We start from the raw sequence: 19,439 nt of genomic DNA, 5'->3' as shown, positions 1-19,439 counted from the left end.
GCGGAGCGCGATGGGCAGGGAATGCATGGGACTTGACCAAGTGTTGACCGGAGCATCATGGCTCCGGTGATGACGTCCCAGGACCTCCAGGCGTGGGTGCGGTCCCGTCTGTCGCTGGTTGACGCCGCTCTCACCGCCCACGTCGAGGGAATGCCGGCGCAGCTGCCACAGTCGGGAGCGGAGTACCGGCGTCTGTGGCAGCGCCTGGGAGAGCAGTTCGCGGGAGGAAAGAACCTCCGACCTGCCCTGACGCTTGCGGCCTACTCTGGGCTCGGCGGCGACAACGCCGACGCCGTTGTCCCGGTGGCTGCGTCGATGGAGATGCTGCACACCGCGATGCTGGTGCACGACGACATCCTCGACCATGACGAGGTGCGCCGCGGTCGGCCCAATGTTGCCGGCACGCGGCGCGCCGAGCTCGCTGCACGGAGACTCCCTCCCGCGCAGCTCGACGACCATGTGATGACGGCCGCACTGCTCAGCGGAGACCTCGCCCTGTCCAGCACCTACGACATGATCGCTCGCGCATCGCTGCCGGCGCATCATCGCCTGGCCGCCCTGGATCTCGTGACCCGCGCGATCCGCGCGACCATCGCCGGCGAGCTCCTGGACATGTGCGGCGACCTCTCCTCGATGGAGGACGCCGACGCCCTCACGGTCGCGGAACTCAAGACCGCCACCTACTCGTTCGTGGTGCCGTTGCTCGCCGGAGCCACCATCGCCGGTGCCGACCCGACGATGATCGCCCACCTCGAGCGCATCGGCACTGCCCTGGGTCTGAGCTTCCAACTGGTCGACGACGACCTGGGAGTCTTCGGTGACCCCGACGTGACCGGCAAGACCAACCTCTCCGACCTTCGCGCCGGCAAGCGGACCGAGCTCATGCGCATCGCGCACGTCCAGGCTGACCCGCTCCAGCGCGCGATTCTCGATCGCCACGTGGGAGACCCGGCACTGACCGATGCCGGAGCGGCGCACGTGCGCCAGGTCCTCATCGACACCGGCGCCAGAGACGCCACTCTGAAGCTCGCTAGGCGTCACGCCCGGCAGGCCAAGCGCATCGCGAGCGAGCGCGTGCCCGCCCCGCTCAGCGGCTACCTCACCAGCGTCGTGGACATGCTGGACGGCCGCCCCTCATGACCACAGCGGAGCCGGCCGCGGACGATCTGACGTCGCTCGACCTGTATGACGTCGCGGCTCAGTCAGCAGCAGCGCAGGTGATCCGCCACTACTCCACGTCCTTCGGGCTGGGCACTCGCCTGCTTCCCGGGGCAATGAGGCGCCACATCGAGTCCGTGTACGCCATGGTGAGGGTGGCCGACGAGATCGTCGACACCTATCGGGGGTCCGACGCCGGCGCGCAGCTCGACACGTTCGAAGCAGAAGTCCACGGCGCGATGGCGCACGGATTCTCGACCAATGTGGTCGCCCATGCGTTCGGCACGAGCGCCCGGGCTGTCGGCATCGATCGTGAACTGGTCGATCCGTTCTTCGCCTCGATGCGCATGGATCTGGACACGGCCGAGCACGACGATGACAGCCTCGCCCGCTACATCCACGGCTCCGCGGAGGTGGTGGGCGAGATGTGCCTCGCGGTGTTCCTGAACACGGGGATGGGGCCACGCCCGATGCCCGACCACCTGCGCGCGAGCGCGCGCCGCCTGGGCGCCGCATATCAGAAGGTGAACTTCTTGAGGGACCTCGGCGCGGACAGCGCCGCGTTGGGCCGTTCGTACTTTCCCGGCGTGACCGCGGATTCGCTCTCGGAGGACCAGCTCGCCGTCCTGGTCGCGGACTGCCGAGCGGACCTCGTAGCGGCACGCGGAACCCTGCCGGAGCTGCCGCGTCCTGCTCGCGTGGGAGTCGCCACCACCGTGGACATCTACGAGCGACTGCTCGACCGCATCGCCGCCACACCGGCCGCTGACCTGGCGCGCGAGCGCATCCGGGTGCCGGATGCCGCCAAGGCCGTGCTCGCCGTCCGCAACCTCGTCGCCCCTGGACGCAGCTCCACCGAGCCGGACGGAGCCGCATGACCGGGCGCGTCGTGGTGATCGGAGGCGGCGTCAGCGGGCTCGCCAGCGCCGCGCTGCTCGCGCGCGGCGGGGCGGACGTGACGCTTCTCGAGCGGCACGGTCAGGTCGGAGGACGCGCCGGCCGGCTCGAGGCCGACGGCTTCACGTTCGACACGGGGCCGTCCTGGTATCTCATGCCCGAGGCGTTCGAGCACTTCTTCGATCTGCTCGGGCGGGACGTGGCCGAGGAGCTCGACCTCATCGACCTCGACCCCCGCTACCGGATCTTCTTCGAGGGGGAGCCGGGAGCCGACGCCGACATCCTCGACGTCACCGCATCACCCGAGGACAACACTGCCACGTTCGAGCGCTGGAGCCCCGGGGACGGCGAGGCCATCGCCGCGTACGCCTCTGAGGCGAGCGAGCTCTACCGCTTGGCCCTCGACCGCTTCCTCTACACGACCTTCGAGCGCCCGCTCGCCGTCGCCGACTCCTCCCTGCTGCCCCGCCTGCCCGAACTTGGCGGTCTGCTCACCCGCTCGCTCGAGTCGCGCATCAGCTCGCGCGTATCCGACTCCCGCCTGCGCCAGCTGCTGGGCTATCACGCGGTGTTCCTGGGCTCCGCGCCAGGGCGGGTGCCGTCGCTGTTCTCTCTCATGAGCCACCTCGACCTCGTGGACGGCGTGCGCTACCCGCGCGGCGGCCTCTACGCCGTGATCGAGGCCCTCCTCCGTGCGGCTGAGGCCGAGGGAGTCGAGGTGCGCACGGACGCGGATGTCGCGCAGATCACGGTCGTGGACGGACAGGCGACGGGTGTGCAGCTGCGTTCGGGCGAGGTGGTGAGGGCCGATGCGGTGGTCTCGGCCGCGGACATGCACCACACGGAGACGGCCCTCCTCGAGCCGCAGCACCGCACCCGCAGCGAACGCGCCTGGCGGCGCACCCGGCCCGGCGTGAGCGCACTGCTGGTCATGGCGGGCGTCGAGGGCGAGCTGCCCGAGCTCGAGCATCACTCGCTGTTCTTCACCCGCGACTGGGATGCGAACTTCCGCGCGATCATGGACGAACAGCGCGTGCCGCACCCCGCATCCGTCTACGTCTCGCGCACCTCCGCGACGGACCCGAGCACCGCCCCCGACGGGCACGAGAACCTGGTCATGCTGGTGCCGTTCCCGGCGGACCCTGCACTGGGCGCCACGCCCACCTCCCGCGAGGGCCTGGAGCAGCACGCGGGACGCTACCTCGACCAGGTGGGCGCGTGGGCGCGGATCCCCGATCTGCGCGCGCGCACCAGCGTCAAGGCGCTGCTGACGCCGTCCGACTTCGCCGGCTCGCTGTCTGCGTTCCAAGGTGGGGCGCTCGGTCTCGAGCACACGCTGGGCCAGTCCGCGATGTTCCGGCCCCGCAACATCTCCGGCAAGGTCGACAATCTCCTCTACGCCGGCGCATCCACGGCTCCCGGCATCGGGGTGCCGATCTGCCTGATCTCCGCGGAGCTGGTCGCCAAGCGGCTGCTGGGCGAAACGGGCGTCAAGCCGCTGAACACACCTCTGCCTGCGGGCTACCTGTCGCGGACCCTGCGCCGCGACCGCCTGGGTGACGTCGCGCGGCTGCTCAGCGGCGCATCGGCGCCAGACGCTGCTCCCGCTCCTGACGGAAGCGTGCCCGCCCCGTGACCTCCTACCTGTACCTGGCGGCACTCGTGGTGAGCCTCCTGGGACTGGGCACTCTCGACTGGCGGTACCGCGTGGCGCTGTTCGCGGATGCACGCCGCACGGCGCTCACACTCGTCGCCGGTGTGGCGTTCTTCCTGCTGTGGGACCTGGTGGGCGTCGGCCTGGGGATCTTCTTCATCGGGGACGCGCCCTACATGACGGGGTGGGTGATCGCTCCCGAGGTTCCCGTCGAGGAGGTCGCCTTCCTCACCCTGCTGACCTACAACACGCTGCTGGCATGGATCGCTCTGACGCGGTGGCACGATAGACGTCACCACCCGCGAGAGGAGAGTGCGTGACGTACGTGGTGCTGTCAGTGGCGGTGATCGCCCTGCTCACACTCGTCTGCGCACCGGTGCTGCGACGCCTGCCCCGGTGGCCGCTCCTGACGACGGGTCTGGTGCTGCTCACCCTCACGGTCATCTTCGACAACGTGATTGTGGGCGTGGGCCTGGTCGACTACGACGCATCGCTCATCTCCGGCGTCCGCATGCCGATCGCGCCCATCGAAGACCTCGCCTACACGGTGGGCGCCGTACTGCTCATCCCTACGTTGTGGGAACTCTTCGGCAGGAGACGGCCCGAGGCCGCGCCGCCCGCGCATCGGCCATCCGACGGGACATCGCCGGGGGACTCTGCGTGATCGCCGCGATCGTGCGGGCGTCGCGCCCGATCTCCTGGATCAACACCGCCTACCCGTTCGCCGCCGGCTACCTCATGGTCGTGCGGGAGGTCGACGCGGTGCTGATCGTGGGCACGCTGTTCTTCCTGATCCCGTACAACCTGCTGATGTACGGTGTGAACGACGTGTTCGACTACGAGTCCGATCTCGCCAACCCCCGCAAGGGCGGCGTCGAGGGCGACGTGGTCCGCGACCGGGCGGCCGCAGCGCGCATCCACCGCGCCATCCTGTGGGCGAGCGCCCTCACGGTGATCCCACCGGCGGTGTGGCTCGCGACGCAGGGCGACCTCGCGGCGCTGCTGACGCTGGGCCTGGTGCTGTTCGGTGTAGTCGCCTACTCCGCGCCAGGCCTGCGGTTCAAGGAGAAGCCCTTCCTGGACTCGGTGACGTCGGCGCTGCACTTCGTGGGGCCGCTCCTGTATGCGCTGGTGCTGGCGAACGTGTCGCTCCTCGACGCTGGCGTGTGGCCCGTCTGGGCGGCGTTCATCCTGTGGGGCATGGCGTCGCACGCCTTCGGGGCGGTGCAGGACGTCCGGGCGGATCGCGCCGGCGGGATCGGCTCGGTCGCCACGGTCATCGGCGCCCGGGCGACCACCCGTCTCGCCGCGGCGCTGTACATGGGCGCATCGGCCCTCCTGCTGTTCTTGCCGTGGCCCGGCGTGCTCGCCGCACTGCTGCCCCTCGCCTACGCGGCCTCCCTGGCGCGTTTCTGGAACGTCACGGACGCCACCTGCGAGGACGCCAACCGTGGGTGGAGGACGTTCCTGTGGCTCAACCAGCCGGTGGGCTTCCTGGTGACGCTGCTGCTGATCGTGGAGTGGAACGGCTGGCTGTGAACCGCCCCGGGCGCTGATTCGGTGGTCGGGCTGGCCGACCGTCCACCGTTCTCCTGCGGACACGTCGAAACGCGGGGCGATCAGCGCATCGGCCCCCGGACCCCGACGCGCTACTGCCGCACCAGCGGCGTGAGCCCTGCCGACCGACCTTCGGCGTCCGGCATGCCGCACACCTCGAGCCAGTTGGCGAGCAGCCGGTGGCCACCCTCGGTGAGCACCGATTCGGGGTGGAACTGGACCCCGTGCAGCGGCAGATCGCGGTGCTTCAGGCCCATGATGATGCCGGTGGACGTGCGTGCGGTGACCTCGAGGGCGTCGTCGACCGTGCCCTCCTCGACCGCGAGCGAGTGGTAGCGCGTGGCCGTGAACGGGGAGGCGAGCCCCACCAGCACGGACGCGCCCTCGTGGGTCACGGCGGAGGTCTTGCCATGCATGAGCTCGGGGGCGTGCGAGACCACGCCTCCGTAGACCTCCGCGAGCGCCTGGTGCCCGAGGCAGATCCCTAGCATGGGCGTTCCGGTGCGCGCGCACTCGCGGATGACGTCGTTCGACGCGCCCGCCTCAGCGGGCGTGCCCGGGCCGGGCGAGACCAGCACGCCGTCATAGTCGTCGATGTCACCGGCGTCCGCCACAGCGTCGTTGCGCACCACGACGGTCTCCGCGCCCATCTGGCGCAGGTAGCCCACGATCGTGTAGACGAACGAGTCGTAGTTGTCGATCACGAGGATGCGGGTCAAGTCTCCTCCACGGTGGTCTCTTGGACGTTGAGGGCCTCTGAGACCCAGGGGAACACGTACTCGAACAGCGCGAAGACGACGGCCGCGATCACCACGAGCAGGATCAGCACCCGCACGAGCGCCGGCCCCGGCAGCGCATTCCAGATCAAGGTCGAGATCATGCGGGCACCTCCACCAGTTCCTCGGGCACCCCGTGGCCGGTGGGCGCCCAGTAGTCGAACGCGCCGTGCACCACCCAGCGCTCCGCTGCAGAGAACATCGGGTGGCAGGTGGTCATGGTGATCGACCGCTCGGTCGGCGCGACGCCGGGCTCGTTCGGCGTGGGGGCGATGACTTCGACCTGGGTGGGCTGCACGATCTCCCACGACTCGACGTGGTAGACGAACCACGCGTCCTCGGTCTGGATGATCAGGCTGTCACCCACCTGGAGGTCCGCCACGGCGTTGAAGGGCTTCCCGTACGTGGTCCGGTGACCCGAGATCGCGAAGTTGCCGATCTCTCCCGGCAGGGCGGTGCCCGGGTAGTGGCCGATACCGAGCGGGTCGAGCACGTCTGCGCGCGTGACGCCTTCGCTGACGGGCTTCACGTAGTCCTCGCCCCAGCGCGGCACCATCATGGTCGCAAACGTCTCCGTGAAGTCCGGATAGTCCATGACCGGCGGGTCGACGTCGAGGTACTTGAGGTCATCCGGGATGGTCTCCGGACCGTTCGACGCGTCCGCGGAGACTCCCGCCACGACATCACTGTCCACCCACTCGAGGCTGTCGACGACCTCCTGCTGCGCGCGCTCGCCCTGGATGTCCGTGTAGAACAGCTGCCACAGCACGAACAGCCCCAGCAGCACCCCCGCGAGGATGAGCAGCTCGCCGAGGACCCCGATGACGCTCAGGCGCGCGCCGCCGTCAACGGCGTGGGCCGGGGGCCGGCCGCCGGCGGCCTGCGAGGTGGGGGCTGGCGCGCTCATGGTGGTGACCAGCGTACGCGAGCGGCGTGCGCGCGAAAGAGTCCCGGTCGACTCCTAGGTACCCTGGTGGGCAGAGAGACGCCCGCACGATGCGAGCGCCGAGTGAGCATGGAGACACCAGCGTGGCCAAGAGCAAGAAGAAGCAGGACGGACAGCAGGTCTACAAGGCGCCTCGGAACATCGGCAAGCCCGAGTCTGAGAACCCCAAGTGGCTGCTGCCCACCGCGATCACGCTGCTGTGCCTGGGTCCGGCATGGATCGTCGTCTACTACATCACCAAGGCGCAGTGGCCGCTGCCCATCGGCGACCTCAACCTGCTCGTGGGCTTCGTGTTCATGGGCGCGGCGATGCTGCTCCTGACGCGCTGGAAGTAGCCGCTCACCCGTAATGACACGGGTGTAGTTATCCCCAGGGATCTCCACACTCGGGGATAACTACACCCGTGTCATTCACATCTGGGGACGGTCCTGGGGATAACCACACGGGTGTGGTTCACCCGCCCCGCTCATGCGCGAATTGGATCCATTTCGCTTGCGTGGGGAGGGCCGATGCGGACTCAGGTGGCCGCGCGCGTCGCCTTCTCGCGGCGGTCGACCCCGCGGAACATCGCAAGCATGATGATCGCGCCGGCGACCGCGCCGCCCAGGTGGCCCTGCCAGGACAGGCCGGAGAAGAAGGCGAAGCCCGGGATCAGCTCGGAGACCAGCGGTCCGCCGATGAAGATCGCCGCGATCACCAGCACCGAGGTGTAGGGCAGTCGCAGGCGCTTCAGCACCACGCCGTACGCGGCGAGGAGCCCGAAGATCGCACCCGACGCGCCGCCCACGGCCGTCAGTTGTCCACCCGTGCCGATAATCTGCACCGCGGCCGAGCTGCCGAGCAGCGAGCCGGCATACAGACCGACGAAACGCCACCTTCCCAGCGCCGGTTCGAGCGACTGCCCCAGTTGCCACAGCGCGAGCATGTTCATGCCGATGTGCCACAGCCCGAAGTGCACGAAGCCCGCCGTGATCCACCGGTACCACTCGGTGCCCACGTCGATGAATGCCGCAGATTCGATAGGCGTCGCCTCGGGCCACAGCGCCCACGCCCCCGGCCACGCGTCGCCAAGGAGCACCGGGCCCAGCAGGAACACCGCGACGTTGAGCCCGATGAGCACGAATGTCGCGAGGGGCGGCCCCGCGGACATCGTGAACCCCAGCCGCGAGCGCATCGGCCGCGCCTGCGACTGCGCCTGCTTGAGGCAGTCCACACACAGCACCCCCACCGCAGCCGGCCGTTGGCACTCCGGGCACGCCGGGCGCTCACACCGCTGGCATCGCACGTAGGAGACGCGGTCGGGGTGGCGCGGACAGGTGGGGGCCGATGCGCCGGCAGGCTGGGTCACGCGTCCCCTAGGCGAGGGTGACGTTGGTGATCATCACGTCCTCGAGAGGACGGTCGCGGCCGTCCACCGGGGTCGTGGCGATCTTGTCGACGACGGCCTTGGACTCGTCGTCGGCGACCTTGCCGAAGATGGTGTGGCCCTGGTTCAGGTGCGGGGTCGCACCCACCGTGATGAAGAACTGTGAGCCGTTGGTCCCCGCCGGCTGGCCGGTGATGGGATTGAGGCGCTTGCCGGCGTTCGCCATGGCGAGCAGGTAGGGCTCGGAGAACTGGTTGTTGGGGTGGATCTCGTCGTCGAAGGTGTACCCCGGGCCGCCGGTGCCGGTGCCCTCGGGGCAGCCTCCCTGGATCATGAAACCGGAGATGACTCGGTGGAATACCAGGCCGTTGTAGAACGGCTCGGTGCTCTTGTCGCCAGTCTCCGGGTCGGTCCACTCCTTCTCGCCGGTGGCGAGTCCCACGAAGTTCTTGACGGTCACGGGAGCGTCGTTCGGCATGAGCTCGATGCGGATGTCACCTGCGGTGGTCTCAAGGGTTGCAATCATGCGGACTATTCTCGCATGCCCCTCGCGTTAGAGAGGGGTAAGTGACAAGATGGTGAAGCAGGAGACCCCTGATAATCACGGAGGCATCACGGTGGGACGCACGAAGAAGGCCCTGGACGAGATCGACGTTGAGCAGTATCGCGCTCAGGCCCAGGAGGCCGCCGCGGTTGCGAAGAACAAGGCCGAGGAAGCTGCGGTTCACGCGGCCGAGGCCGCCAAGAAGGCCCAGGAGTGGGCCGGACCCCAGTACGACAAGGCCAAGGCCTGGGCGGGCCCTCAGTACGACAAGGCCAAGGCGTGGGCGACGCCCCGCGCCAAGAAGGCCTACCACCAGGGTGCCCAGAAGGCAGAGCCCTACGTGCGCCAGGCCGGCGTGACCGCGACGCGCTGGGCGGACATCGCCCACGCCGCGATCGTGGGCGCCGCGATCCCTGCCGCCGTCAGCGCCGTCGAGCACGCCGCCGAGGAGCCGGCCGAGAAGGGCCGCTCGTGGGGCAAGGTGCTCATCCCGCTCGCGCTCGTGGGCGCGGCGACCGCCGCGCTGGTGGTGTGGGCCCGTCGCGACCCGGGCCGCGACGAGTGGGCAGGTGAGGACGAGGAGTGGGAGCTCGCCGAGGACGCGACGTTCAAGCAGCAGCTCCGCGACAACGTCAACAAGGCCACGGATGCGGCGATCGACGCCGCCAAGAAGGCGAGCGAGGCAGCCACCGCCGCCGCGACCGCCGTGGGCGAGAAGGCGGGGCCCACGTACGAGAAGGCGAAGGAGCAGGCCGGTCCCTACGTGGAGAAGGCCAAGGAGCAGGCGGCTCCCTACGTCGAGAAGGCCAAGGACGTCGCTCTCGAGCAGGGCAAGAAGCTCGCGGACCAGGCTGGCGCCAGCGCGGCCAAGGTGAAGGAGTCCGCCGCGTCAGAGGCGTCGAAGATGCGCGCGTCGATGGACGGGGCACGCGACCGAGCGACCGCCGCCGCCACGAGCACCATCGATGACGCCGAGGACGTCTGGGAGGACGAGACCGGCGACGCCGCCGCGAAGAAGTCCACACCGGCGAAGAAGCCGACCGCCGCCAAGTCGACGGCGTCCAAGTCGACGTCGTCGAAGTCCACAGCGGCGAAGAGCACGCCCAAGAAGTCCGGCGGCTCCGCCAAGTAGCGCGCCCCGCCGAGCACGAGGGCCCCGGTCCCCACGGACCGGGGCCCTCGTGCGTCCAGGGCCGGGTTCATCCGTCCGGGACCGCCGTGCGGGCTGCCGAGCGCTACGCCCTGAACCTCAGGCGCAGTCCTGCGCCAGGCGCGCACCGTGCTGGTCGATGAGCGTCGCTACGCACGCGTCGATCTCCTCGTCGACCCGCGCATCGTCCCACCCCAGGGTGCCAGCCATCGCACCGGCGACCTGTTCGATGACCCCTCGCGAGACCGCGCCCGCGAACGCGAGCGCGGTCCTGCGCTGCACCACATCGGTCACGCGCAGCGCGTGCTCGTGACGCACCATGAAGTCGACCTCGCGCACGCTCAGGCGGTCGCCAGCGATGGGGGTGTCGTGACCGGCGCGCAGGTGTGCGGCGACGTCCTCGGCGCGCGTCCCGTACCGCGCGAAGAGTACCCGCCGGCGGCCGTCAGCGAGGTCGCCGAGCCGCTCGCTCATCCACGCCTCACGATCGTCGCCGGTGCGCGGGTAGCGCTTGCCGCCGCCGATCGGCTCGTGGAGCGTGTGCCGCCGCCGCACTTCGCCGCGATGCTCGAGCACGACGTCGGTGACGCGCTCGCCCAGCGCACGGAACGTGGTCCACTTGCCGCCCACGATGTCGATGCGCAGGCGTCCCGCGGAGTCCTGGCGCTGCTCGAGCCGGTAGTCCCGGGACAGCTCTCCGGGCGCGGCGCCGTCGGTGCGCGGCAGGGGCCGGATGCCCGCGAAGCGGTAGACGATCTGATCGCGCTCGACGGGGATGTCGGGGAAGACATGTCCGACCAGGTCGATGAAGTAGTCGACGTCGTCCTCGCTGCACCGCACGGGCCCGCGAGGGTCGGCGGGAGTGTCCGTGGTGCCGATCATCACGCGGCCGTGGAGCGGGTAGATCAGCACGATCCGCCCGTCGGCGTGCTCGAAGAAGATCTCGTGACCGCCCGTCGCGTCGAGCAGCGCAGGGTTGTCCACCACGATGTGGGAGCCCTGGGTGCCGCCCATGAACGCGCTCGGCGTGCCGAGCGCGGCATTGGTGAGGTCGGTCCAGGGGCCCGAGGCGTTGATGACGACCTCTGCCTGGACCACGGCCTCCTCACCGGTGATCAGATCGCGCACGCGGACGCCGTCGGGCGACGCCCCGACGGCCTCGGTGTACGTGTAGGCCGCGGATCCGGGGTTCGCCTCCGCCCCGTCGAGCACCAGCTCGAGCGCGATGCGTTCGGGCTGCCCCACCGAGGCGTCGAAATAGGTTGCGGCGTAGCGAATGCCGGGGTCCATGTTGGGGAAGCGCTCGCGCACGGCGGCCGGTCCGGCGAACTCGTGGCGCGGCATGCGCCGGCCGCTGCCCGAGTAGGAGTCGTACAGGGTGAGGCCCAGCTTCGCGAGCAGCGCGCCGCGCTCGCGGCGACCCCGGCCGCGCCGGTGCGTGATCACCCGCAGGGGAGCGGACAGCAGACCGGGCCATGCGCGGCGCAACGGGATCGTGGTGGGCAGTGGCGCGACCTGATGGGGCGCGGTGTAGAGCAGCGAGTTGCGTTCGCGCACGGACTCCTGGACCAGCCGCATCTCTCCGTTCTCGAGGTAGCGCAGGCCCCCGTGAACCATGTGGCTGGAGGCGGCCGATGCGCCGGCTGAGATGTCGCCGCGCTCGACCAGGATCACGTCGACTCCCTGCAGGCTGAGGTCGCGGAAAACGGAGGCGCCGTTGATGCCGCCCCCGACCACGAGGACCTGCGTAGGCACGATGTCACGCGAGCCGACGATCCTCGAGGATCCACGAATGTCCATATGCCTATGATCGACACGGGAAGAGAACAGGTGCAAGAACACTGCACATCTGTGCACAGGAGGTCGAGGTGCGCGACGAGACGCCGGAAGGGCAGCGCGATCAGCGCGCCCTCAGGGCCGCGCAGCTGTACTACCTGCAGGACCAGACCATGGCGACGATCGCCAAGGAGCTCGACGTGTCCCGGTCGTCAGTGTCGCGCCTGCTCGCGCACGCGCGCGACACCGGCATCGTGGACATTCGCGTGAGCGCTCCGCACCGCCACGCGGGTGATCTGGAGGCGCGCCTGCGCGACAGGTTCGGCGTCGAGCCGCACGTGGTGCCCATCCCGGACGGCATCCCCGACGTCGACCGTCTCGAGCGCGTCGCGGTGCAGGCCGCGCATCTGTTCAGCGGCTACGTGGAGTCCAGCATGGTGGTGGGGGTCGCGTGGGGCTCGACGCTCAGCGCGATCAGCAAGCACCTGCCGTCCAAGCCCACGCGCAACACCACCATCGTGCAGCTCAACGGCGCGGGCAATACCCAGGACACGGGCATCGAGTACTCATCGGAGATCCTGCAGCGCTTCGGCACCGCCTACGGTGCGCGCGTCCAGCAGTTCCCGGTGCCGGCATTCTTCGACCGCGCGGCCACCAAGGATGCCCTGTGGCGCGAGCGCAGCATCAGGCGCCTCCTGGAGCTGCAGTCGCGGGCGGACCTGGCGATCTTCGGCGTGGGCTCCCCGTATTCGGAGGTGCCGAGCCACGTGTACATCGGCGGCTACCTCGCGGCCCCGGACTACCGCAGCCTCAAGGACGCCCGCGCCGTGGGCGATGTCGCGACGGTGTTCTTCCGTCAGGACGGCACCTCGGAGGACATTGAGCTCAACGCGCGCAGCAGCGGCCCGCGTCTGACGCTGCTGCGACGGATCCCGAGGCGCCTGTGCGTGGCCTCGGGATCGCAGAAGCTCGCGGGTGTCCGTGGCGCACTCGCCGCGGGTCTCGCCACGGACCTCGTCGTCGACGAGGAGCTCGCGCGCCGCCTGGTCGAGAAGTAGCGGCCGCCTCTCGCGTGGGCAGCGAAGCCGGCCGCACGTCTGTGCAGACGGGTGGCACCAGGGCCGTCAAGCCGCGTAGGTTGCCAAGAGCACGGCCACGCGCGCCTGGCCACCGCCGCACTGGACCGAAGGAGCTCCCGTGACGACCATCGTCTCGATCGACCAAGGCACCACCAGCACCCGCGCGATCGTGTTCGACGAGCGGGGGGCCGTGGTCGCCTCCGGGCAGTTCGAGCACGCGCAGAGCTTCCCCGCGCCGGGGTGGGTCGAGCACGACGCCGAGGAGATCTGGAAGAACGTCCGCGAGGCCGTGGGCTTCGCCCTCGCCCGCGCCAACATCACGCGTCTGGACGTCGCCGCGATCGGGATCACCAATCAGCGCGAGACGGTGGTCGCGTGGGACCCGGCGACCGGCCGTCCCGTGCATCCCGCGATCGTCTGGCAGGACACCAGGACCCAGCCGCTGATCGACAGGCTCACGGACGAGCACGGCCGTGACGCCTTCGTCCAGGTGACGGGGCTTCCGCTCGATGCCTACTTCTCCGCGTCGAAGCTGCGGTGGATCCTCGACCACGTCGAGGACGGTCAGGGGCGTGCCGAGCGGGGTGAGCTGCTGTGCGGCACGATCGACTCCTGGCTGGTGTGGAACCTCACGGGCGGCGTCGACGGCGGGGTGCATGCGACGGACGTGACCAACGCGTCGCGGACCCTGCTCATGGACCTGCGCTCGCGGGAGTGGTCGCCCACGATGCTCGATCTGTTCGGGATCCCGCGCGCGTGCCTGCCGGAGATCCGCATGTCCTCGGACGCCTACGGCCGAGCGTCCCGCTCGAGCCTGCTGCGCGAGGTTCCCATCACCGGCGTCCTGGGAGACCAGCAGGCCGCGACGTTCGGCCAGGCCGCGTTCCACGTGGGCGACTCCAAGAACACCTACGGCACCGGCAACTTCGTGCTGCTGAACACGGGCCGCGAGCCCGTGTTCTCCGACAACGGACTCATCACCACGGTCGCGTACGAGCTTGAGTCGGGAGAGCTCGCCTACGCGCTCGAGGGCTCGGTCGCGGTGACGGGCTCGCTCGTGCAGTGGCTACGAGACTCCTTGGGGTTCATCGGCACCGCAGCGGACGTCGAGCCGCTAGCGGCGAGCGTGGACGACTCCGGCGGCGTGGTGGTGGTGCCGGCCTTCTCCGGCCTGCTGGCACCCCACTGGAGGGCCGATGCGCGCGGGGCGATCCTGGGCCTCACCCGCTTCTCGGGCCCCGCGCACATCGCCCGCGCGTCCCTCGAGTCCGTGGCGTGGCAGTCGCGCGATGTGCTCGACGCGATGGTGGCGGACACGGGCACGCCGCTCACCGAGCTCAAGGTGGACGGCGGAATGGTGGTGAACGACCTGCTCATGCAGCTGCAGGCCGATGCGCTGGGGGTCCCGGTCATTCGACCGGAGGTGTCGGAGACGACGGCTCTGGGCGCGGCGTACGCCGCGGGCTTGGCAGTGGGGTTCTGGGGCTCGCTGGACCAGCTTCGGGGCCTGTGGCGGGAGGGCAGGCGCTGGGAGCCTCGCGTCACCGACGACGAGCGCAAGCGTGCATACGCCGCGTGGCGCAAGGGAGTCGACCGCTCGCTCGGGTGGGTGGACTAGAGGCCGTGCTCAGCAGGTGAAGCTGAAGTTCAGGGGACCCGTGGGCGTATCCGCGCTGCCGGAGACGGTGCCCCCGCTCTTGGTGAGGTCCGCGATGCTCGTCTCGATGGGGTCGAACGTGTCGCCCAGCACGAGGCCGTCGCGGGACGTGAGGCTGAAGTCCGTGCCATCGTCGAGGGTGGTGACGATGCGGAAGTAGTCGTCGCCTTCGGTGCCGGTGACGTCCTCCGTCTCGCACAGGCCGGTGCCTGCGAACGGATCGAAGTCCTCGTCGGTGAGATCGCTGCGCGCGCCGGCCCACTCCACGTACCCGCTCTTGGTGGACTCCCCGCCGGCTGCCGTACCGGCGTCCGCATCGGCGTCCGCATCGTCCGATGCGTCGTCGCCATCCGCCTGGACGGGGTCCTGCTCCAGGCATTCGAACCCGAACTCGATCGTCACCGGATCGTCCTGGCCCGACAGCGACGCGAGTATCGCGGTGCCCGTCGCGCCGCCGTCGGTGACGTCCAGCGAGACCGCGCTGGCGTCATTGGTCCGATAGCTCGCGGCGCCCTCGGGGCCGGTGTACTCGACGCTGACGAAGTCGGGGGGAAGAGAGGACACGGAGAACGCGGGGAAGCCCCCGGATCCGTAGGCCCACAGTTCGCGAACACCGTCATCACCCAGGAAGCACAGATCGGCCTCGAGCGCGTGCTCCTCGCCGTCCACCACAATCCAGATGGGACCGCGCTCGACGTCGCCCGACGCGTCTTCGGCGACAGCCGTCGCCGCGCCGGTCGCGTCGTCGGAGGGACTCGCCGCCGGTTGGTCGTTCCCGCCGGAGCATGCCGTGAGGGCGAGGGCAAGAACGGTCGCAATCGCGGCGATTCTCATGGGGAGTCTCCTTGCGAGCGCCAGGGACGGACAGTTCCACCGTAGGTCAGCATCGCTGGAGGTGCTCCCGCTCGAGCCGGGACCGCAGTTCGTGCATCCCGTAGCGGCGGCGATCGCGGCATGCGCCGCAGCGCGGAGTCAGATGGTGGAGCCTGCGGGACTCGAACCCGCAACCCCCTGCTTGCAAAGCAGGTGCGCTACCAATTGCGCCAAGGCCCCCGGTGGTGGTCAGAACTCGTGATGGACATCATCCCAGATGTCCCGCTTCGCGTCACGGGCCAGGGCCCCGTACACGAGCGCCGCCGCCGCAACAGCTGCGACGAGGATGACGATCTTCTTCATTCGACCACCTCGGTGGGCCCAGGAGGACTTGAACCTCCGACCTCTTCGTTATCAGCGAAGCGCTCTAACCGCCTGAGCTATGGGCCCGTTGCGGCGAATGCCGCGGCGACCAACAATACAGCACCGGGACGCGGCGGAACAAACTGACTCCGCCCCGCGGCCCGGGCGCACGCCGGCCGCTCGGATCAGTCGTCCGTCAGGGTGACGTACACGCCGCCGACCACGCGCGACACGGTGTTGTACAGCAGCGCACCCAGGGTGCTGAGCGCCGTGAGCAGCACCACGTTCACCACGGCGAGAAGCGTCGCGGCTGCCATCCACCGGTTGAGTTCGAAGAACGGCATGATGTTGACCTGGCTCTCGGCCGTGAACAGGTCCTGGACCCACTCGTTGGCGAGCGCGAACAGCTCCTGCGAGTTGAGAGTGTTCCAGATCACGTAGACCGCGACCACCATCATGATGCCGAGCGCGATCGACAGCAGGAAGCCCATCTTGAGCGCGGACCAGGGGTCGATGCGCGACAGCAGCACGCGTGCCTTGCGCGGGCCGCCACGGTGCTGCGACGCCGCGATGTCGTCGCCCGCGGTCAGGTCCTCCTTGGCCTTGGCCGCGAAGCCCTTGAGCTTGTCGAAGCCCACGCCAACAGTTGCGCCGACTCCCGCCGCTGCACCGCCCGTGAAGGACTGGTGGGTGCCGGTGGTGGGCTGGGTGCCGGTGACCGGCTGAGTGCCCGTCACCGGCTGCGTCCCGGTGACCGGGGGAGCCGATGCGGTGGCCTGGGGGGCGGAGGTGGGCTGAGCTCCGGAGGTGGGCTGAGCTCCGGTGGTCGGCTGCGCGTCGGTGACAGGAGCATTCACGGGTGCGAACGGGGACGGGGCGTTCTGGGTCGACTGCTGGGCCGAGGTGGGCGCAGGCGCTCCCGCCTGGCCCGCAGGGACCTCGCTGGTGATGGGTCGCAGCGACGAGCGCTGAGGGCGCGCTCCAGTCGCCGGGGCGCCCGACGCCGGCTGCGGCGTGAAGGTCGAGCCCGTGCTCGTCGAGCCGCGGTTGTCCGCGTTCATGACATCTCCTCTTCGCCCGTGCGGCCGCACGGGCATGGTGACAAGGGTACTTGAGGCCGGTGAGAGCGGGGTCGCCGGGCGTCATCACCGGACCCGACCGCAACCCGGCCTACCGTACCCGAACGTCTCACAGGGCGCGAGAGGTTCCCGCGCATCGGCCCTCCCGACACGGACGGCCGTTGCCGTCGCGTCCCCCCGCCCCGTGCCGGCCCCGCCGCTACCGTGGAGCCATGAACGACGCACCTGGAATCACGCAGGACGACGCCGCGACCAGCCCGTGGCGGAAGGCCCTCACCGCGGCTAAGGCGATCCCCGTGACGCTGGGCGTCGCCGCGGTCGTGCTCATCGCCGGGATCGTGAGCGGAGCGCTGTGGACACCCGCGGAGGAGTCCGGACTGATCGACACCTGGGGCTGGGGCCTCGATTCCTTCCAGGAGGGACGCTGGTGGACCATCCTGGGCGGGACGCTGATCTCTCCCACGCCGTGGATGTACCCGCTGATCCTCATCCTGTTCGTCGCGGGCGCGGGATACCTCGAGGCCCGCTTCGGGTGGCTGCGGATGCTCGTGGTGACGTTCGGCGCCCACATGGTCGCGGTCGCCGCCGCGGCTGGGCTGTTCTGGGCGCTGAGCGGCACGTCGGTTCCGTGGGCGAATGAGTATGCCCAGGTATCCGACGTGGGTCTGTCGAACGCGGCCTTTGGTGCTGTGGGAGCCGTGAGCGCGGCAATGCCGCTCCTGTGGAGGCGCCGTCTCCGCGTGGGCCTGTTCATGTACCTGGTGGCGATGCTGCTGTGGGCGGGGGAGGTCTGGGACTTCACGCACCTGTTCGCGTTCATCGCCGGCCTGGCGGTCGGGCCCTGGGTCGCGGGCCGGGCGTTCCAGCGCGTCGAGTGGCGGCTGGGCGCTCAGGAGACGCGCGACCTGGCCGCGCTGCTCGTCGTGTTCTCCGCCCTGCACTCACTGCTGTCGCACGTGTGGCCCGGCGAGGGCGGAATCCTGTCGTTCGGCAACCCGGAGGTCTCCGAGACCACGCTTCTGGGCGACATCGGTATCGCGATCCTGCAGCTCGTGGTCGCGTACGCGCTGCACAAGGGGAGCCGCTTCGCGTGGTGGGTGGTCACGGTCGCCGTCGTCGTGACTGCGCTGGCGGGAATCCTGGCGATGGTGCTGGTGCCGTCATGGTCGCTCGCGGTCGGCCTGCTGCTGGACGTGGCCCTGGCCGCGACGCTGCTGCTGGGTCGGCGACACTTCTCGGTGAAGGCAGCGCCCGGCGACCGCGGCCGCATCTGGCGACGCATCGGCATCGCGGCCGTCGCGACCGTGGTGTTCACGAGCACCGCGATCATGGCGCTCGGCTCCTCGTTCGACCACCAGCCCACGTGGGGCGAGGCCATCGGCACTTCCTTCATGCGGATCCTCGGCGACTCCGAGGACGGGCTTCAGCCGGAGACCACGGCGACTCGGGTCCTGCTATCCGCGATCGGCGTGGTCTGGTACCTCGTCATCGCCGCGTCCATCGCCGGGCTGCTGCTGAGCTCGCGCCGGCCCGAGGCCGAGCAGGGCGACCGCGACCGCTTCATCGAACTTCAGAACCAGGCGGGCATGACCTCCATCGGGTACATGGCCCGCTGGGACGGCATCACTCACTGGGTGAGCTCGTCTCGCGACGTGGCGATCGGCTACCGCCTCGAGGGGGGAACGGCCGTGGTGCTCGGCGACCCGGCCGGCGAGCCCGAGGCCGTCGCCGCCGCGATCGAGGAGTTCCGCGACTGGTGCCGCTCCCACGGGTGGCGGGCGGCGTACTTCGCCGCGAGTCCCGCGCTCCGGGACCTCCTCGCGGAGCATGGGTACGGCTCGCTGCAGGTCGCCGAGGACACCGTCATCCACCTGCCGGAGCTCGAGTTCAAGGGCAAGGCCTGGCAGGACGTGCGTAGCGCGATCAACCGCGCGAAGCGCGAGGGCGTGACGATGCGCACGGTCCACCTCCACGAGGCGCCGCGCGGGATGAAGGACCAGCTCGAGGCCATCTCTGCGCAGTGGGCGGGTGACAAGTCCCTCCCGGAGCTGGGCTTCACGTTGGGCGGGCTCGAGGAGGCCGCCGACCCGAACGTCATCATGCACGTCGCCGTGGACGAGCACGGCACCGTCCACGGGATGACCAGCTGGATGCCCGTCTACCGCGGGGGCGACGTGGTGGGCTGGACCATCGACATCATGAAGAGGCGCCTGGACGACGGCGTCATGAGCGGCGTCATGGAGTTCCTCATCGCCTCGAGCGCGCTGGAGTTCAAGGAGGCGGGCTACCAGTTCATCTCACTGTCGTGCGCGCCGCTGTCCTACTCGGGCGAGGTCGAGTCGAGCGTCGAGCGCATGCTCGACATCCTTGCGGACCGCATGGAGCCGTACTACGGGTTCGCGAGCCTCGAGCGCTTCAAGGCCAAGTTCAAGCCCGAGCACGTGCCCATGTACCTGTGCTACCGCGACGAGGCGCAGCTGCCCGCCGTCACCCTGGCGATCCTGCGCGCCTACCTGCCCGACGCATCGGCCGCCGACCTCATCAAGGCGGCGGCCCGCCCGGGCGACTGACGCTCACGCGCCTGGCCCGCCCAGTCCTCCACCGCATCGGCCCTCCCCAAGACG

The 19,439-nt window shown here is 69.8% G+C and carries 19 protein-coding genes and 2 tRNA genes; 11 read left to right on the top strand and 10 right to left on the bottom strand.

Translation table 11 applies throughout. The annotated features are described in order from the left end of the window. Positions 1–69: 69 nt before the first annotated feature. From QZ483_RS03390 to QZ483_RS03365, 6 genes are read left to right on the top strand one after another with little or no spacing between them, the layout of a single operon-like run. The gene (locus tag QZ483_RS03390) at positions 70–1,140 is read left to right on the top strand and encodes a polyprenyl synthetase family protein (RefSeq protein WP_297081578.1); all 1,071 of its coding nucleotides are present in this window, start codon (positions 70–72) and stop codon (positions 1,138–1,140) included. Then, complete coding sequence (locus tag QZ483_RS03385) at positions 1,137–2,036, top strand: squalene/phytoene synthase family protein (RefSeq protein WP_297081577.1); 900 nt, start codon at positions 1,137–1,139, stop codon at positions 2,034–2,036. The genes QZ483_RS03390 and QZ483_RS03385 overlap by 4 nt, the downstream gene beginning before the upstream one ends. Beyond that, positions 2,033–3,691, top strand: a complete 1,659-nt coding sequence (gene crtI / locus QZ483_RS03380) for a phytoene desaturase family protein (protein ID WP_297081576.1) — start codon at positions 2,033–2,035, stop codon at positions 3,689–3,691. Before QZ483_RS03385 ends, crtI begins: the two co-directional genes overlap by 4 nt. Further along, positions 3,688–4,029, top strand: a complete 342-nt coding sequence (locus tag QZ483_RS03375) for a lycopene cyclase domain-containing protein (protein WP_297081575.1) — start codon at positions 3,688–3,690, stop codon at positions 4,027–4,029. The genes crtI and QZ483_RS03375 overlap by 4 nt, the downstream gene beginning before the upstream one ends. After that, complete coding sequence (locus QZ483_RS03370; RefSeq protein WP_297081574.1) at positions 4,026–4,373, top strand: hypothetical protein; 348 nt, start codon at positions 4,026–4,028, stop codon at positions 4,371–4,373. The genes QZ483_RS03375 and QZ483_RS03370 overlap by 4 nt, the downstream gene beginning before the upstream one ends. Beyond that, positions 4,370–5,248 (top strand): prenyltransferase, encoded by an 879-nt coding sequence (locus QZ483_RS03365; protein WP_367117081.1) that lies wholly within the window; start codon positions 4,370–4,372, stop codon positions 5,246–5,248. Before QZ483_RS03370 ends, QZ483_RS03365 begins: the two co-directional genes overlap by 4 nt. Positions 5,249–5,358: 110 nt before the next feature. On the opposite strand, the gene QZ483_RS03360 is transcribed toward QZ483_RS03365, so the two are convergent. The 3 genes from QZ483_RS03360 to QZ483_RS03350 are packed head-to-tail and all read right to left on the bottom strand — an operon-like array spanning position 5,359 to position 6,949. Beyond that, positions 5,359–5,985, bottom strand: coding sequence for an aminodeoxychorismate/anthranilate synthase component II (locus QZ483_RS03360; RefSeq protein WP_297081573.1), 627 nt, complete (start codon positions 5,983–5,985; stop codon positions 5,359–5,361). Next, positions 5,982–6,146: a hypothetical protein gene (locus QZ483_RS03355; RefSeq protein ID WP_297081589.1), complete on the bottom strand. Its 165-nt coding sequence runs from the start codon at positions 6,144–6,146 to the stop codon at positions 5,982–5,984. The genes QZ483_RS03360 and QZ483_RS03355 overlap by 4 nt, the downstream gene beginning before the upstream one ends. Next, positions 6,143–6,949 (bottom strand): class E sortase, encoded by an 807-nt coding sequence (locus tag QZ483_RS03350; protein WP_297081572.1) that lies wholly within the window; start codon positions 6,947–6,949, stop codon positions 6,143–6,145. The genes QZ483_RS03355 and QZ483_RS03350 overlap by 4 nt, the downstream gene beginning before the upstream one ends. 122 nt (positions 6,950–7,071) lie before the next feature. Between QZ483_RS03350 and QZ483_RS03345 the strand changes: the two genes are divergently transcribed. Beyond that, positions 7,072–7,323 carry a cell division protein CrgA gene (locus QZ483_RS03345; protein ID WP_297081571.1) on the top strand — a complete coding sequence of 84 codons (252 nt, stop codon included), beginning with the start codon at positions 7,072–7,074 and terminating at the stop codon, positions 7,321–7,323. A gap of 182 nt (positions 7,324–7,505) precedes the next feature. On the opposite strand, the gene QZ483_RS03340 is transcribed toward QZ483_RS03345, so the two are convergent. Further along, positions 7,506–8,201: a rhomboid family intramembrane serine protease gene (locus tag QZ483_RS03340; RefSeq protein ID WP_297081570.1), complete on the bottom strand. Its 696-nt coding sequence runs from the start codon at positions 8,199–8,201 to the stop codon at positions 7,506–7,508. A 142-nt stretch (positions 8,202–8,343) separates the two neighbouring features. Further along, positions 8,344–8,880 carry a peptidylprolyl isomerase gene (locus QZ483_RS03335; protein WP_297081569.1) on the bottom strand — a complete coding sequence of 179 codons (537 nt, stop codon included), beginning with the start codon at positions 8,878–8,880 and terminating at the stop codon, positions 8,344–8,346. Positions 8,881–8,929: 49 nt separating this feature from the next. On the opposite strand from QZ483_RS03335, the gene QZ483_RS03330 reads away from it, so the two are divergent. Further along, positions 8,930–10,030 (top strand): hypothetical protein, encoded by a 1,101-nt coding sequence (locus QZ483_RS03330; RefSeq protein WP_297081568.1) that lies wholly within the window; start codon positions 8,930–8,932, stop codon positions 10,028–10,030. Between the two features lie 117 nt (positions 10,031–10,147). On the opposite strand, the gene QZ483_RS03325 is transcribed toward QZ483_RS03330, so the two are convergent. Beyond that, on the bottom strand, positions 10,148–11,803 hold the full coding sequence (locus QZ483_RS03325) for a glycerol-3-phosphate dehydrogenase/oxidase (RefSeq protein ID WP_297081567.1): 1,656 nt from the start codon (positions 11,801–11,803) through the stop codon (positions 10,148–10,150). Positions 11,804–11,916: 113 nt separating this feature from the next. Here QZ483_RS03325 and QZ483_RS03320 point away from each other — a divergent pair, with 113 nt between their 5' ends. Both QZ483_RS03320 and glpK read left to right on the top strand, forming a co-directional pair. Then, a complete protein-coding gene (locus QZ483_RS03320) occupies positions 11,917–12,882 on the top strand; it encodes a sugar-binding transcriptional regulator (RefSeq protein WP_367117080.1) in 966 nt (321 codons plus the stop codon). 139 nt (positions 12,883–13,021) lie between these two features. After that, complete coding sequence (gene glpK, locus QZ483_RS03315; RefSeq protein ID WP_297081566.1) at positions 13,022–14,521, top strand: glycerol kinase GlpK; 1,500 nt, start codon at positions 13,022–13,024, stop codon at positions 14,519–14,521. Positions 14,522–14,530: 9 nt separating this feature from the next. Here glpK and QZ483_RS03310 read toward each other — a convergent pair whose 3' ends face one another. The 4 genes from QZ483_RS03310 to QZ483_RS03295 all read right to left on the bottom strand — a co-directional run bounded on the left by QZ483_RS03310 (position 14,531) and on the right by QZ483_RS03295 (position 16,797). Continuing rightward, a complete protein-coding gene (locus QZ483_RS03310) occupies positions 14,531–15,394 on the bottom strand; it encodes a hypothetical protein (RefSeq protein ID WP_297081565.1) in 864 nt (287 codons plus the stop codon). Positions 15,395–15,537: 143 nt separating this feature from the next. Further along, positions 15,538–15,613: transfer RNA gene (locus tag QZ483_RS03305), tRNA-Ala, on the bottom strand. Positions 15,614–15,749: 136 nt separating this feature from the next. Next, positions 15,750–15,823, bottom strand: a tRNA-Ile gene (locus QZ483_RS03300). 98 nt (positions 15,824–15,921) lie between these two features. Beyond that, positions 15,922–16,797, bottom strand: coding sequence for a DUF3566 domain-containing protein (locus tag QZ483_RS03295; protein WP_297081564.1), 876 nt, complete (start codon positions 16,795–16,797; stop codon positions 15,922–15,924). Between the two features lie 230 nt (positions 16,798–17,027). On the opposite strand from QZ483_RS03295, the gene QZ483_RS03290 reads away from it, so the two are divergent. After that, positions 17,028–19,385, top strand: coding sequence for a phosphatidylglycerol lysyltransferase domain-containing protein (locus QZ483_RS03290; RefSeq protein WP_297081563.1), 2,358 nt, complete (start codon positions 17,028–17,030; stop codon positions 19,383–19,385). The last annotated feature ends 54 nt before the right edge of the window (positions 19,386–19,439 follow it).

Origin of the sequence: uncultured Demequina sp. (assembly GCF_913055775.1) — a bacterium.
In the GTDB taxonomy this organism is placed as follows: domain Bacteria; phylum Actinomycetota; class Actinomycetes; order Actinomycetales; family Demequinaceae; genus Demequina.
Note: the sequence above shows the minus strand (reverse complement) of the source record. Positions and strands in the feature narration are given on the sequence as shown.

Excerpts from the sequence above, each read along its gene's own strand:
- QZ483_RS03355 (WP_297081589.1), bottom strand. The coding sequence starts at position 6,146 with ATGATCTCGACCTTGATCTGGAATGCGCTGCCGGGGCCGGCGCTCGTG.
- QZ483_RS03310 (WP_297081565.1), bottom strand. The coding sequence starts at position 15,394 with ATGAGAATCGCCGCGATTGCGACCGTTCTTGCCCTCGCCCTCACGGCA.
- QZ483_RS03350 (WP_297081572.1), bottom strand. The coding sequence starts at position 6,949 with ATGAGCGCGCCAGCCCCCACCTCGCAGGCCGCCGGCGGCCGGCCCCCG.
- QZ483_RS03335 (WP_297081569.1), bottom strand. The coding sequence starts at position 8,880 with ATGATTGCAACCCTTGAGACCACCGCAGGTGACATCCGCATCGAGCTC.
- QZ483_RS03390 (WP_297081578.1), top strand. The coding sequence starts at position 70 with ATGACGTCCCAGGACCTCCAGGCGTGGGTGCGGTCCCGTCTGTCGCTG.
- QZ483_RS03385 (WP_297081577.1), top strand. The coding sequence starts at position 1,137 with ATGACCACAGCGGAGCCGGCCGCGGACGATCTGACGTCGCTCGACCTG.
- QZ483_RS03330 (WP_297081568.1), top strand. The coding sequence starts at position 8,930 with ATGGTGAAGCAGGAGACCCCTGATAATCACGGAGGCATCACGGTGGGA.
- crtI (WP_297081576.1), top strand. The coding sequence starts at position 2,033 with ATGACCGGGCGCGTCGTGGTGATCGGAGGCGGCGTCAGCGGGCTCGCC.
- QZ483_RS03295 (WP_297081564.1), bottom strand. The coding sequence starts at position 16,797 with ATGAACGCGGACAACCGCGGCTCGACGAGCACGGGCTCGACCTTCACG.
- QZ483_RS03290 (WP_297081563.1), top strand. The coding sequence starts at position 17,028 with ATGAACGACGCACCTGGAATCACGCAGGACGACGCCGCGACCAGCCCG.